Consider the following 12,900-nt stretch of genomic DNA (forward strand, 5'->3'; position numbering starts at 1 on the left):
TTCGCACTATTCGCTTCTGGTCCCCGTTCGTTTGCCTTGTCGCCCACCGGCGGCTTCCCGTATCGTTCCTACGATGCGGTAGGCCCCGCGAGAGCGGCCGATGCGCCTTTGCGCCGGCCGCGACGCAAAGGTCGGAAATCGGTCGGAAGCGCAATGCCATCGGCATTTTGATTTGCGTTTGTTTTTCGCGCCGCAGCATTCACATACGATTCGGAGAACAGCATGCGTTTGATCCTGTTGGGCGCGCCGGGCGCCGGCAAGGGTACCCAGGCTAACTACATCAAGGAAAAGTTCGGGATTCCGCAGATTTCGACCGGTGACATGCTGCGCGCGGCCGTCAAGGCCGGCTCGCCGCTGGGCGTCGAGGCCAAGCGCTACATGGACGCGGGCGAACTCGTTCCCGATGCGCTCATCATCAACCTCGTGAAGGAGCGCCTGCTCGAGGCCGACTGCAAGAACGGCTATCTGTTCGACGGTTTCCCGCGCACGCTGCCGCAAGCCGAAGCGATGAAGGAAGCCGGCGTCGCGATCGATTACGTGCTGGAGATCGACGTGCCGTTCGACGAGATCATCGTGCGCATGAGCGGGCGCCGCACGCACCCGCAATCGGGGCGCACCTATCACGTCAAGTTCAATCCGCCGAAGGTCGAAGGGCAGGACGACGTCACGGGAGAGCCGCTGATCCAGCGCGAGGACGATAAGGAAGAGACGGTGAAAAAGCGTCTCGACGTCTACGTCGCGCAAACGAAGCCGCTCGTCGATTACTACCAGCAATGGGCGCAGCGCGGTGTCGAAAACGGCTTGAGCGCGCCGCAGTATCGCCGGATCTCGGGCCTCGGCAGCGTCGACGAAATTCGTCAGCGCGTGTTCGATGCGCTGAAGTAAGGCGCGGCCGGATCCGCAAAACCCGCCCTCGCGGCGGGTTTTTTTACGTCCGCCGATCATGGGCACTAGCGATTACAATCGTCGGCGGTCCGCATGCCAACCGGTCACGAGCCGGGCGGCGGCAGCACTGCACCCTCTTGGAAAATGAAAGGAGCTTCAGCATGGAGATTCGCGGCAACGCATTTTTGATCACCGGCGGCGCGTCGGGCCTCGGCGCGGCAACGGCACGGCTTTTCGCCGAACAGGGCGGGAAGGTCGCGATCGCCGATTTGAACGAAGATGCGGGGAATCAGCTCGCGAGTGAGATCGGCGGCGTCTTCGTCAAATGCGACGTGAGCCGCGAGGCCGACGCCAAAGCGGCCGTCGAAGCCGCGACGCGGCTCGGCCCGCTCGTCGGGCTCGTCAACTGCGCGGGCGTCGCACCGGCCGTCAAGACCGTCGGCAAAGACGGCCCGCACCCGCTCGAGAAGTTTCAGCGCACGATCGAAATCAACCTGATCGGTACGTTCAACATGCTGCGGCTCGCAGCCTTCGAGATGTCGAAGAACGAGCCGAACGCGAACGGCGAGCGCGGCGTGATCGTCAACACGGCCTCGGTGGCCGCTTTCGACGGACAAATCGGCCAAGCGGCCTACGCGGCGTCCAAGAGCGGCGTCGCCGGCATGACGCTGCCCGTCGCGCGCGATCTGTCGCGCAATGCGATTCGTGTGATGACGATCGCGCCCGGGATCTTCGAAACGCCAATGCTGCTCGGCATGCCGAAGGAAGTGCAGGACGCGCTCGGTGCGATGGTGCCGTTCCCGCCCCGGCTCGGCAAACCGAACGAGTACGCGATGCTCGTCAAGCAAATCTTCGACAACCCGATGCTGAACGGCGAAGTGATCCGCCTTGACGGCGCGATTCGGATGCAGCCGAAGTAAGCGGCACGCACCGCGAGCCGTACCGCCATACGACAACGCCCGGCCAGCGCTTACGCGCCGGCCGGGCGTTGTCTTTTATTCGATACCTTTCTCAGCAGCCGAACGAATCCGCGCCGAGCGACTACAAAACGGCCGCGGGGCGCCGCTCACGGCGCGCTTGATCAATCCTCGCCGTGGTCGGTGCGCTGGCGCAATTCGTTCAACTGCGACTCGACCGTCGTCGCATCCTCGGCGTCGGGACGATCGTCCAAATAACGCTCCAAATCCTCGAGCGCCGGACGCAGATAATCGAGCCGGGCGTAGGCGAAACCACGGTCGCGCACCTCCTCGATACTGCCGGGCAGCAAGACGACGAGCCGCTGCTGCACCGACAGCAGCCGCTGCCAGCGCTCCGATTGCAGATACACGGCCTTTAGATTGCGCAGCATGCGCGCGACGATCTCCCGCCCCGTCGCGGGCTGCAGTAGCATCCGCAGCGCGTTGCCGACCGACTGCTCGGTATGCGAGATGTAGGGCTCCAGCATGTCCACCATCTGCGTCTCGGACAGCGACTGGCCCGTTGTCGGATCGAGCATGACGTCGCCCTCGGGCAGGGTGACGCGCAGCAGGAAGTGCCCGGGGAACGAGACGCCCTTCACGGGCACGCCGATTTGCTCCCCCAGTTCCAGATACAGGACCGCGAGCGAGATCGGAATGCCGCGCCGGCGCTTGAGCACGACGTTCAGGTGGCTGTTGTCCGGATCGTAGTAGTCGTTCAGATTTCCGGCGAACCCAAGCTCGCGGAAGAAGAAGCGATTCAGCGCACCGATCCTCTCCGTCAAATCGGCGCCCTCGGGCAGACGCCGCTTCAGGCGCAGCGCGAGCTCGTCGAGTTCCGCGAGCACGCCTTCGAGATCGAGATCGGGATACGCATCTTGCGCGAGCGAGACCGCTGTCTCGGTGAGAGGCAGACTGTCGTCGTCGGCAACGAGGGTGGCGAAGTAATCGAGTACGGATGTCATGGCCGTCACTTGGCACGCCTTCTGAAGTACGCGTATTTGAATCCCATCAGCCAAAGCATACTGAAATATAGTGCGGCAAACAGAACGAGGCAGGAACCGAGCAGCGCAATGCGCTCGAAAGGATGCGCGCGCAAGCCGATCCAGTCGAAATTGATGGCGCACCAGTGCATCGCGCCGGCGAGCAGCAGCGACGCCCCCGCCAGTTGCACGAGAAAATGCAGCCACCCGCTCGACGGAGTATAGATGCCGCGCCGGCGCAAACCGATGAACAACAGCGAAGCGTTAACGCAAGCTCCGAGCCCGACGCTGAGCGTGAGTCCCGCATGCGAGAGCAAGGGCACGAACGCGTAGTTCGACAGCTGCGTGACGATCAGCACCGCGATCCCGATCTTCACCGGCGTCTTGATGTCCTGCTTGGCGTAAAAGCCCGGCGCGAGGATCTTGATGAGGATCAGGCCGATCAGGCCGACCCCGTATGCCGTCAGCGCGCGGCCGACCATCACCACGGAGTGGGCGTCGAACCGGCCATAGTCGAACAGCGCCGCCGTGAGCGGATCGGCAAAGAAAAGCAGCGCGAGCGCGCTCGGCATGGCAAGCAAGAAGGTCACGCGCAGCCCCCAATCGAGCAGCGACGAATATTCGTGCGGATCTGCGTCGGCATGCGCCTTCGCCAGGCTCGGCAGCAAGATCGTGCCGAGCGCGACGCCGAGCAGGGCCGTCGGAAACTCCATCAGGCGATCGGCGTAGTAAATCCATGAAACGGCGCCGGGCCCGAGTCGCGAAGCGATGTTCGTATTGATGATGAGACTGATCTGCGCGACCGACACGGCGAGCGTCGCCGGTACCATCTTGAGGAGCACACGCTTGACGCCGCGGTGCGCAAGCGCGGCGAACGGATTGAATCCGATGCGCGGCGCCATGTCGATCTTGCCGAGCGCCGGCAGCTGCACGAAGAACTGCAGCACGCCGCCGACGACGACGGCCCAAGCCAGCGCATACACGGGCACCTTCATATGCGGCGCGACGAACACGGCCGCGATGATGAACACGATATTCAGCAGCACGGGCGCGAAGGCGGGCAGCGAGAACTTGCCGTACGTATTCAGTACGCCGGCGGCCAGCGTCGTCAGCGAGATGAAGATGATGTACGGGAACATGATCCGCGTCATCGCCACGGCCAGACCGAACGCCTGCCCGTCGGCCCGCAAGCCCGACGCGACCACGAACACGACCCAGGAGGAACCCAGCACGCCCAGGACGGAGACGAGGGCCAGGATCCACGCGAGCACGGTCGACATCGCGTCGACGAGCGCCTTGGTGGCGTCGTGGCCTTGTTGATTCTTGAACTCGGCCAGGATCGGCACGAACGCCTGCGAGAATGCGCCTTCGGCGGACAGGCGCCGCAGCAGGTTCGGGATACGGAAAGCGACGTAGAACGCGTCCGTGAATTGACTGGCGCCGAACGCACGGGCGATCAGCGTCTCGCGGGCCAGACCGGTCACGCGCGACAGCAGCGTGAAGCCGCTGACCGTCAGCAGGGCTCGGAAAAGATTCATGGGGGCGAATTATACGGATACCGACGGCCCGCCCCGTATCAAAGACTGGTCGGCCGCGCCGCCGCCGACATGGCGGATTTAAAGACGTCGGCCGCACGGCCGAACGGACATCCAGCCCTCTTCGACCCCGCTCGCCGCGATCGGTTGCAGCAGCGCGTCATTTGCCGCGCGCTTGCCATGTGCCTGATTTTGTTGCTATACTCGCGCGTTTCGAAGCTCAATCTCGGTTTCAAGCCGGCCTTTCCTCGTTTTTGGCCGGCCCGGGTTGCTGGCTGAGAGGCCGGCTAAGGGCCCAACGGCGAGCGTCAGGCAGTGGTTTGCTTGCCGCCGTGTTCGCGGCGAGTTCGCGAAAACCACGAGCACGCTACGCCGGTGTATTTGCACTTCCGGGCAATCGCTTCCGGAAGTTCGGACCAAAAGCGGCACTCGATCGGCCTACCGGCCGGGCGCCGAAACAGTACAGGACAAGGAACTCTCATGGCTAACTCCGCACAAGCACGCAAGCGCGCCCGTCAGGCCGCCAAAGCGAACTCGCACAACTCGGCCCTGCGCTCGAAGTACCGCACGGCAGTCAAGGCTGTCCGCAAGGCGATCGAAGCCGGCGACCAAGCCAAGGCCGTCGAGCTTTTCCAAGCTTCGTCGAAGACGATGGACATCATCGCCGACAAGAAAATCGTTCACAAGAACAAGGCCGCTCGCCATAAGAGCCGTCTGGCTGCAGCCATCAAGGGCCTGCAAGCCGCAGCTGCGCAGTAAGTCTGCAGCGGGCGGGGCGCCTGTCGCCTCGCTTGACCGGCGGCACGTTCGATCAGCGAACCCGCCGCCGGAAGCGCTTGCTCGGCAACAAAAAAGCCCGCATTTTTCGATTTGCGGGCTTTTTTGCGTGCCGAATTCGGCGCGATCTTCATTGATCTTCAATCTCGGTCGAAACCGCTCGGCCGATCTCGCCTTTCCTTCTCGCCTTTCCTCATTAGGCAGGCGCAGGCCCTCAACCGGGCCCAACTTCCTTATTGCTTCTGCACCGCGCCGTGATCGTCGGGCAACTCGCAAGCCTCGGTCACCACGAGGTCGTTGTCTTTTGCGAAATTCATGACGAAATCGAAGGCCATCGGTTCGATCTCGCGCAGCCGCGAATCGACGATGACGCACTTGAGATCGCCAAGAAGTGTGGGACGCACGTAGCGCGAGTACTGCAGCCGCGCGTTCGGGCCGTGGGCGCCGGGGCCGAAGCAGGACATGACACCCGCGAGGCGTTCCGACCAATCACTAGGACGGAATTTCTTTCCGTTCTTGGTGATGCCTTGAATGAAGTATTCAGTGTGGGATGCTTCGGCCATGTAAAAAACCCATGTAACTTGCCCGAAGCCTGCCCGCCGGGCTTGGGAAAACTCGTCGATTATACCACCGGAAGCGACTTTTGCCGCACTGCACACAAACGGGGCATGCCCGCCGGGCGGGCATCCGCGCGGCTCGCCAAACCTCGTCAAACCAAAAGAAATCCTTTATGCTGCCTGTAGTTACCACATCCGACGGCGGCGCCGTCCGGTATCGATAGCGTTCGCCGAACGCTACATTCATACCGGGTGAGGCCCGCCGTATTTGTTTTATGGCCGCCAAACAGATCCGACACTACCTGCAGTTCAACGACTTCTCCCGGGACGACTACGAGTACGTGCTGGAGCGCGCCCGCATCCTGAAGCGCAAGTTCAAGAACTACGAGACCTATCACCCGCTGCACGACCGCACGCTCGCGATGATCTTCGAGAAGAGTTCGACGCGCACGCGGCTGTCGTTCGAAGCCGGCATCTTCCAGCTCGGCGGCCATGCCGTGTTCATGAGCACGCGCGATACCCAACTCGGCCGCGGCGAGCCGATCGAAGACGCGGCTCAGGTGATTTCGCGGATGGTCGACATCATCATGATCCGCACGTTCGGGCAGGATATCCTGCGCCGCTTCGCGGAAAACTCGCGCGTGCCCGTCATCAACGGCCTGACGAACGAGTATCACCCATGCCAGGTGCTCGCGGATATTTTCACGTTCTACGAGCATCGGGGTCCGATCGCGGGCAAGACGGTGGCCTGGGTCGGCGACGCGAACAACATGCTCTACACCTGGATCGAGGCCGCGCAGATTCTCGGCTTCAAGCTGCGCCTGTCGACGCCGGCCGGCTATAAGCTCGACCCGGCACTGGTCGCCCCCGGCAGCGAGTCGTCCTTTGAGGAATTCGAGGATCCGAACGAAGCCTGCCAAGGCGCCGATCTCGTCACGACCGACGTCTGGACCAGCATGGGCTTCGAGGCCGAAAACGAAGCGCGCAAGGCCGCGTTCGCCGATTGGTGCGTCGACACCGACATGATGAGCCGCGCGCTTCCGGACGCCCTGTTCATGCACTGTCTGCCCGCCCACCGTGGCGAGGAAGTCACCGCCGAGGTGATCGACGGCCCGCAAAGCGTCGTTTGGGACGAGGCCGAGAACCGGCTGCATGTGCAGAAGGCACTGATGGAGTTCTTGCTGCTCGGCAAGCTCAATCACTGAAACTGCCCGCCGGGCCTGCGGGCCCGGCGTCAAACGACGACGGGCTCCGGTTCCAGCTGAACGCCGAACCGATCACGCACGTCCCGCTGGATGGCTTGCGCGAGTGCGAGCACCTGTGCTCCTGTCGCGCCGCCGCGATTGACCAGCACCAGCGCCTGCCGCTCATGAACGGCGGCCGCTCCCATCACCCGCCCCTTCCAGCCGCACCGATCGATGAGCCAACCGGCCGCGAGCTTCACGCGCCCATCGGGCTGCGCATACGAGACGATTTGCGGCTCGCGCGCATGCAGCGCTTCGAACGTTGCCGCATCGACAACGGGGTTCTTGAAGAAGCTCCCCGCATTGCCGAGCGTTGCCGGATCCGGCAGCTTTGCCCGCCGCACGGCCACGACCGCATCGAAAATCGCCTGCGGCGATGCCCCGGCCGAACTCGACTCGAGCGCTCGCGCGACGTCGGCATAGTCGGCTCGCGGCGCCCATGCCTTCGGCAAGCGGAACGTCACCGACGTGATCGCGAACCGGTCTCGCCCTTCCCGTTTGAAGAAACTGTCGCGGTAGCCGAATCGGCATTGCGCGGCATCGAGTTCCACCGTTTCGCCCGTCGCCAGTTCGAGCGCGCGCAGCGAATCGAAGCGCTCGGCCATCTCGATCCCGTACGCCCCGATGTTTTGAATCGGCGCGGCACCGACGGTGCCGGGAATCAGCGCCAGGTTCTCGAGCCCCGGGAAGCCGTTCGCGAGCGTCCAGGCGACGAAATCGTGCCAATTCTCCCCGGCCGCCGCCTCGACGTACCAAGCATCGTCGTCTTCGCGCACGAGGCGCTTGCCCGCGAGCGCCACGTGCAGGACGACGCCCTCGAAATCGCGGGTGAGCACGACGTTGCTGCCGCCGCCGAGCAGGAGATGCGGGCAAGCGGCTACCCGCTCGTCGCGCAGCGCCGCGGTGAGCTGAGCGGGCGATTCGATGCGGCAGAACCAGCGCGCCCGCGCGTCGAAGCCGAACGTGTTGTGCGCGCGCAGCGGATAGTCGGGTAGAAGCAGTAGCGGATCGGAAGAGGACATCGGCGAAGAGCGGGATTGCCTGCACGACCGGGGCAAGCGTCGCACAATGCGAGGTATCGCTCGCTGCGCGCTGGCCGCCCGGCGTTTTCTCGGAAGACAGGCATCGGTAAAATAGCGTTCGGTCGTGATTATAGCGAGTGCCCGCGGCCCAGCGCCTGCGCGGGCACGCAAGCCATGTATGCGGCAGCCGGCGTGGGTCCGCTGCCGCTCGTCAAAACATAGTCGGGAGAAATGAATATGCCGTCGTTCGACGTCGTCTGCGAAGCCAACATGATCGAAGTGAAGAACGCGATCGAGCAATCCAACAAGGAAATCTCCACGCGCTTCGACTTCAAAGGGTCCGACGCGCGCGTCGAGCAAAAGGAGCACGAACTGACGATGTTCGCCGACGACGATTTCAAGCTCGGCCAGGTGAAAGACGTCGTGCTGTCGAAAATGGCCAAGCGCAACGTCGACGTACGCTTTCTCGACTACGGCAAAGTCGAAAAAATCGGCGGCGACAAGGTCAAGCAAATCGTCAAGATCAAGAAGGGCGTATCGGGCGATCTCGCCAAGAAGATCGTCAAGCTCGTGAAAGACAGCAAGATCAAAGTGCAGGCGAGCATTCAGGGCGACGCCGTGCGCGTAACGGGCACCAAGCGCGACGATCTGCAAAGCGTGATCGCCATGCTGCGCAAGGACGTGACCGACACGCCGCTCGACTTCAACAACTTCCGCGACTGATCTTGCTCGTTCTCAATGCTTGCGGGCGTGCGTGGCGCTCGAGCCGGACTTGGCGCCGGCTTGCGCCGCATCCTTATCCTTCTTCGCGCCGATGCGGCTTTCGGTACCGGCAATCAGCTTCGCGATGTTGGCGCGGTGCCGCCAAATGAGCAGCGCGCCCATCGCGAATACGGCCCAGGCAATCGGATTAGGGCCGAACATGAAGATGTCGAACAGCGGCGCGAACACCGCCGCCACGAGCGCCGCGAACGACGAATACCGGAAGAAGAACGCGATGATGAGCCAGGTCAGCGCGGTCCCGAGCCCCAGCACGGGATGGATCGCGAGCAGCACGCCGGCGGCCGTTGCCACTCCCTTGCCCCCTTTGAATTTGAAAAAGACCGGATAGAGGTGCCCCAGAAACACCGCGATCGCGGCCAGCGCCACGGCCGCATCGTCGAGTCCGAAGCGCGGCCCGAAGCGGGCGACGAGCCAGACGGCCAGCCAGCCCTTGAACGCGTCGCCGAGCAGCGTGAGAATGGCCGCCTTCTTGTTGCCGCTGCGCAGCACGTTGGTCGCGCCGGGGTTCTTCGATCCGTACGAACGCGGGTCGGCCAGCCCCATGGCGGCGCTGACGATCACGGCGAACGAGACCGATCCGATCAAATAGGCGGCGATAGTGGCGATCAGCAATGACATAAGCGGAACTCTTTCGACTTGGCGGGCATAGCGCAGAAAGCGCGCGGGCGGCTCATTCTACAGAACGGCACGGTTCATTCGATGCTGGCGCATTGCACGGGGCGCGCATCGAGCAGCGACGTCAGCACCGAAGGCGAGAGGCTGACGAGGTAGCCTCGGCGTCCGCCGTTCAGGTAGATCGCATCGAGTTCGAGAATGCTCGATTCGACATAGATGGGCATCGTCTTTTTCGTGCCGAACGGCGAGGTGCCGCCGACGAGATAACCGGAGTGGCGATTGGCCACGTCGGGCTTGCAGGGCTCGACGCGCTTGGCGCCGATTTGCCGGGCGAGGTTCTTCGTCGACACCGTGCGATCGCCGTGCATGAGGACGATGAGCGGCTTCGCGTTCTCGTCCTCCATCACGAGCGTCTTAACCACGCAATGCTCATCGACGCCGAGCTGGCGTGCCGATTCGGCCGTACCGCCATGCTCCACGTACTCGTAGGGGTGTTCCCCGAAGCTCACGTCGTGGCGTCGCAGGAACTGCGTAGCCTGGGTCTCCGAAACATGTTTGGTTTTGCTCATCGGCGCATTGTAAGCGCAACCGCCCCGCGCTTACATGCCGCATCGCGCTCAGGGCGTTCCTGCCCGCAAGCCAGCGAGCCGGGAACCACGAGCCACCGCTCGGCCCGCGGCTCTCACCCGCGCGGATGATGCGCCGCGTGCAGCGTCTTCAAGCGCTCCCGGGCAACGTGCGTGTAGATCTGAGTGGTCGAAATATCGGCGTGGCCAAGCAGAAGCTGCACGACGCGCAGGTCGGCCCCATGATTGATGAGGTGGGTCGCGAACGCGTGGCGCAGCGTGTGCGGCGACAGCGGCGTGTTCACGTCGGCCGCGCGTGCATGCCGCTTGATAATGTTCCAGAACTGCTGGCGCGTCATGCCCTCGCCGCGCGCCGTGACGAACAGCGCGTCGGCCGCTCGCGCGCCGATCAGCGCCGGCCGGGCGTCGCGCAGATAGCGCGTGATCCAGCCATGCGCTTCCTCGCCGAACGGCACCAGACGCTCTTTCGACCCCTTGCCCATCACGCGCACGACACCTTCGTTCAGGCCCACTTCCACCGTCCCCAGCCCCACCAGTTCGCTCACGCGCAGCCCGCTCGCATACATCAGCTCGAGCATCGTGCGGTCGCGCAGGCCGAGTTCGGTATCGACGTCGGGCGCCGCCAGCAGCGCTTCGACCTGCGCCTCGGTCAACGTCGACGGAAAGCGCGGCGCCTGCTTCGCCGAGCGGATTTTCATCGTCGGATCGGCGCTCACCCGGTGTTCGCGCAGCGCCCATGCGTAATAGCGGCGAAAGACGGATAGGCGGCGATTCGCGGACGTCGCCTTACCGTCGCTGCGCGCGGCGAGGTAGCCGTTGACGTGCTTTTCCTGAGCCGCGTCGATGCCGACGGCATGGGTGCGGGCCAGCCAGTCGGCGAACAATCGCAGATCGCGGCCGTAGGCATCGAGCGTATTGCGTGCGAGACCGTGTTCGAGCCAAAGCGCGTCACTGAACGCGTCGATCGAGCGTACGTTGGCCGCCTGCAGCGCCGACGCCGCCGCGTCGGCCGGCGGCTCTCCGGGCTGTGAGGATAGATCCGGCGCGTCGACCGAGGAGAGTGCGTTCATCCCGCTCATAGCGCGAGCGCCAATTGGCTGCTTTCATGCGCGAGCAGCCAGCGTTTCACGCTCGGGTAGAAGCCGCCCGCATGATGAGAGAAACCGCCGAGCCCGTTCGCCCCAACGACGCGATGGCACGGAATCACGAGCGGAAACGGATTGTCGCCGCACGCTTGCCCCACCGCGCGCGCCACGCCGCCCACCTGCCGGGCGAGCGCGCCGTAGGTCATCACGCTGCCGAGCGGGATTTCGCACATCGCCTGCCAGACGCGGCGCTGAAACGGTGTGCCGGCGTCGGCGAGCGGCAAATCGAACGGCGCGCCGGCGTCCGCCAGATAGCGCTCGATCTGCCGCGCGGCGCGTTCGGCGATCGCCGAATCGGGCGCGCGCGCCGGAACCGAATCCTCGAGGTAGCAGATCGCGCGAACGACGCCGGCCGCCGCATCGACTTCGATCCCCACTTTGCCGAACGGCGCGCTGACGACGGCGTCGTACATCGATTCTCTCCGGTAGATAGCGGTAAACGGTGCGCCGATATTCGCCCCGTCGATTGCAGCACTATGCAGCACTAGCTTACGCTGCCCGCAGCGCCCAGTGCACGTGCTCGCGCACGAGCGGCGAGGGATCGTCGGCCCGCTCGCGCAACGCCGCGACGATCCGCTCGCGCGCGTCGGCGTCGAGCGGAGCCGGCCGATTCGGCTCGCCCCCTTGCTCAGCGCTTTGCTCAGCATCCTTCGCGGCCGACTCGGGACGCCCGGCGCGCAAGGCATTGCCCATCGCCACGGCCAGGTTGCGCAGCCATCGCTCATAGCCGATACGCCGGATCGCGCTGCCCTGCATGCGCGTATCGAAAGCCTCGGCGCTCCAGGCGAACAATTCGACGAGTGTCGCGCGATCGAGCCCATGCCGCACATCGAAGTCGTCCACGGGCGCCGCTTGGGCGAACTTGTTCCACGGACAGACGAGCTGGCAGTCGTCGCAGCCATAGACTCGATTCCCGATCAACGGCCGCAGCGCCTCGGGAATGCTGCCTTTCAGCTCGATCGTCAAATACGAAATGCAGCGGCGCGCATCGACGCGATAAGGCCCGACGATCGCACCGGTCGGACATGCATCGATACAGCGCGTGCACTGTCCGCAATGCGCGCCGGCCTCTCGCGTCGCGCGCGCGGGCTCCGTCTGCGCATCGGTCGGCAACGGAATGTCGACGTAGATTTCGCCGAGAAAGAACAGCGACCCCGCGTCGCGTTCGAGCAGCAGCGTGTGCTTGCCGCGCCACCCGATGCCGGCCTTTTGCGCGAGCGCGACCTCGAGCACCGGCGCCGAATCGGTGAAGACACGATAGCCGTATGCGCCGATCTCGTGCTCGATGCGCTCGGCCAGCTGCTGCAGGCGCGCCCGCATCACCTTGTGATAATCGCGTCCGCGTGCATAGATCGAGACGACTGCCGCCGACGGGTCGGTAAGACGTGCGAGTTCGCGCGCGCGCCAATCGTCGCGCTCGCCGGGGGGCATGGCTGACGATGTGCTTTCACCGGGGTTTCGGGCGAGTGTCGCCGCGGGCAAATATGCCATGCGAGCCGTAATAACACGTCGCGTGCCGGCCACAAGCTCGGCCGGACGTGCACGTTTGGCACCATGTTTGGCCATATAATCCATCTCGCCGTGGCAGCCCGCCTCGAGCCAAGCGGCTAGCGCCGCTTCGGCCTCGGAGAGGTCGGTGTCGCTGATTCCGACGGCGGAAAAGCCCAGCTCGCGGCCCCACGTCTTGACCCGTCGCGCAAGTGTCGCGAGCGCGGCATCGTCGAGGCGCACGGCAATATCGCCGGCACGGTCGGATTCGCCGTGCGTGCTCGTGCCGAAGGTGGCCTGTTCCGGACTTTGTTTCATCCCGC

At 64.3% G+C, this 12,900-nt stretch carries 14 protein-coding genes; 5 read left to right on the top strand and 9 right to left on the bottom strand.

Features of this window, described 5'->3' with window-relative positions:
- The first annotated feature begins 222 nt into the window (after positions 1-222).
- Positions 223-885 carry an adenylate kinase gene (adk, locus tag DWV00_RS04205; RefSeq protein ID WP_115532313.1) on the top strand — a complete coding sequence of 221 codons (663 nt, stop codon included), beginning with the start codon at positions 223-225 and terminating at the stop codon, positions 883-885.
- 161 nt (positions 886-1,046) lie between these two features.
- Positions 1,047-1,805 carry a 3-hydroxyacyl-CoA dehydrogenase gene (locus tag DWV00_RS04210; RefSeq protein WP_115532314.1) on the top strand — a complete coding sequence of 253 codons (759 nt, stop codon included), beginning with the start codon at positions 1,047-1,049 and terminating at the stop codon, positions 1,803-1,805.
- 161 nt (positions 1,806-1,966) lie between these two features.
- On the opposite strand, the gene DWV00_RS04215 is transcribed toward DWV00_RS04210, so the two are convergent.
- Positions 1,967-2,806 (bottom strand): SirB1 family protein, encoded by an 840-nt coding sequence (locus tag DWV00_RS04215; protein WP_115532796.1) that lies wholly within the window; start codon positions 2,804-2,806, stop codon positions 1,967-1,969.
- A 5-nt stretch (positions 2,807-2,811) separates the two neighbouring features.
- The gene (gene murJ / locus DWV00_RS04220) at positions 2,812-4,362 is read right to left on the bottom strand and encodes a murein biosynthesis integral membrane protein MurJ (protein WP_115532315.1); all 1,551 of its coding nucleotides are present in this window, start codon (positions 4,360-4,362) and stop codon (positions 2,812-2,814) included.
- Positions 4,363-4,839: 477 nt separating this feature from the next.
- Here murJ and rpsT point away from each other — a divergent pair, with 477 nt between their 5' ends.
- Positions 4,840-5,118, top strand: coding sequence for a 30S ribosomal protein S20 (gene rpsT, locus DWV00_RS04230; protein WP_115532317.1), 279 nt, complete (start codon positions 4,840-4,842; stop codon positions 5,116-5,118).
- 251 nt (positions 5,119-5,369) lie between these two features.
- On the opposite strand, the gene DWV00_RS04235 is transcribed toward rpsT, so the two are convergent.
- Positions 5,370-5,699: a DUF3579 domain-containing protein gene (locus tag DWV00_RS04235; RefSeq protein ID WP_115532318.1), complete on the bottom strand. Its 330-nt coding sequence runs from the start codon at positions 5,697-5,699 to the stop codon at positions 5,370-5,372.
- Between the two features lie 269 nt (positions 5,700-5,968).
- Between DWV00_RS04235 and argF the strand changes: the two genes are divergently transcribed.
- Positions 5,969-6,898 carry an ornithine carbamoyltransferase gene (gene argF, locus DWV00_RS04240; protein ID WP_115532319.1) on the top strand — a complete coding sequence of 310 codons (930 nt, stop codon included), beginning with the start codon at positions 5,969-5,971 and terminating at the stop codon, positions 6,896-6,898.
- A gap of 29 nt (positions 6,899-6,927) precedes the next feature.
- Here the strand turns inward: argF and murB are convergent, their stop codons facing one another.
- On the bottom strand, positions 6,928-7,959 hold the full coding sequence (murB, locus tag DWV00_RS04245; RefSeq protein ID WP_115532320.1) for a UDP-N-acetylmuramate dehydrogenase: 1,032 nt from the start codon (positions 7,957-7,959) through the stop codon (positions 6,928-6,930).
- A 237-nt stretch (positions 7,960-8,196) separates the two neighbouring features.
- On the opposite strand from murB, the gene DWV00_RS04250 reads away from it, so the two are divergent.
- Positions 8,197-8,682 (top strand): YajQ family cyclic di-GMP-binding protein, encoded by a 486-nt coding sequence (locus tag DWV00_RS04250; RefSeq protein WP_115532321.1) that lies wholly within the window; start codon positions 8,197-8,199, stop codon positions 8,680-8,682.
- Positions 8,683-8,694: 12 nt separating this feature from the next.
- On the opposite strand, the gene plsY is transcribed toward DWV00_RS04250, so the two are convergent.
- The 5 genes from plsY to queG form a co-directional block, all read right to left on the bottom strand.
- A complete protein-coding gene (gene plsY, locus DWV00_RS04255; RefSeq protein ID WP_115532322.1) occupies positions 8,695-9,360 on the bottom strand; it encodes a glycerol-3-phosphate 1-O-acyltransferase PlsY in 666 nt (221 codons plus the stop codon).
- Between the two features lie 74 nt (positions 9,361-9,434).
- A complete protein-coding gene (gene ybaK, locus DWV00_RS04260) occupies positions 9,435-9,926 on the bottom strand; it encodes a Cys-tRNA(Pro) deacylase (protein ID WP_115532323.1) in 492 nt (163 codons plus the stop codon).
- Positions 9,927-10,039: 113 nt separating this feature from the next.
- Complete coding sequence (xerD, locus tag DWV00_RS04265; RefSeq protein WP_115532797.1) at positions 10,040-11,014, bottom strand: site-specific tyrosine recombinase XerD; 975 nt, start codon at positions 11,012-11,014, stop codon at positions 10,040-10,042.
- A 5-nt stretch (positions 11,015-11,019) separates the two neighbouring features.
- Entirely contained in the window at positions 11,020-11,502 is a 483-nt protein-coding gene (locus tag DWV00_RS04270) for a methylated-DNA--[protein]-cysteine S-methyltransferase (RefSeq protein ID WP_115532324.1), read from the bottom strand.
- Between the two features lie 76 nt (positions 11,503-11,578).
- Complete coding sequence (gene queG / locus DWV00_RS04275) at positions 11,579-12,895, bottom strand: tRNA epoxyqueuosine(34) reductase QueG (protein WP_115532325.1); 1,317 nt, start codon at positions 12,893-12,895, stop codon at positions 11,579-11,581.
- Positions 12,896-12,900 lie beyond the last annotated feature (5 nt).

Origin of the sequence: Trinickia dinghuensis (assembly GCF_003367175.1) — a bacterium.
Taxonomy (GTDB): domain Bacteria; phylum Pseudomonadota; class Gammaproteobacteria; order Burkholderiales; family Burkholderiaceae; genus Trinickia; species Trinickia dinghuensis.

Coding starts and splice junctions, on each gene's coding strand:
- adk (WP_115532313.1), top strand. CDS start 223: ATGCGTTTGATCCTGTTGGGCGCGCCGGGCGCCGGCAAGGGTACCCAG.
- DWV00_RS04210 (WP_115532314.1), top strand. CDS start 1,047: ATGGAGATTCGCGGCAACGCATTTTTGATCACCGGCGGCGCGTCGGGC.
- DWV00_RS04215 (WP_115532796.1), bottom strand. CDS start 2,806: ATGACATCCGTACTCGATTACTTCGCCACCCTCGTTGCCGACGACGAC.
- murJ (WP_115532315.1), bottom strand. CDS start 4,362: ATGAATCTTTTCCGAGCCCTGCTGACGGTCAGCGGCTTCACGCTGCTG.
- rpsT (WP_115532317.1), top strand. CDS start 4,840: ATGGCTAACTCCGCACAAGCACGCAAGCGCGCCCGTCAGGCCGCCAAA.
- DWV00_RS04235 (WP_115532318.1), bottom strand. CDS start 5,699: ATGGCCGAAGCATCCCACACTGAATACTTCATTCAAGGCATCACCAAG.
- argF (WP_115532319.1), top strand. CDS start 5,969: ATGGCCGCCAAACAGATCCGACACTACCTGCAGTTCAACGACTTCTCC.
- murB (WP_115532320.1), bottom strand. CDS start 7,959: ATGTCCTCTTCCGATCCGCTACTGCTTCTACCCGACTATCCGCTGCGC.
- DWV00_RS04250 (WP_115532321.1), top strand. CDS start 8,197: ATGCCGTCGTTCGACGTCGTCTGCGAAGCCAACATGATCGAAGTGAAG.
- plsY (WP_115532322.1), bottom strand. CDS start 9,360: ATGTCATTGCTGATCGCCACTATCGCCGCCTATTTGATCGGATCGGTC.
- ybaK (WP_115532323.1), bottom strand. CDS start 9,926: ATGAGCAAAACCAAACATGTTTCGGAGACCCAGGCTACGCAGTTCCTG.
- xerD (WP_115532797.1), bottom strand. CDS start 11,014: ATGAACGCACTCTCCTCGGTCGACGCGCCGGATCTATCCTCACAGCCC.
- DWV00_RS04270 (WP_115532324.1), bottom strand. CDS start 11,502: ATGTACGACGCCGTCGTCAGCGCGCCGTTCGGCAAAGTGGGGATCGAA.
- queG (WP_115532325.1), bottom strand. CDS start 12,895: ATGAAACAAAGTCCGGAACAGGCCACCTTCGGCACGAGCACGCACGGC.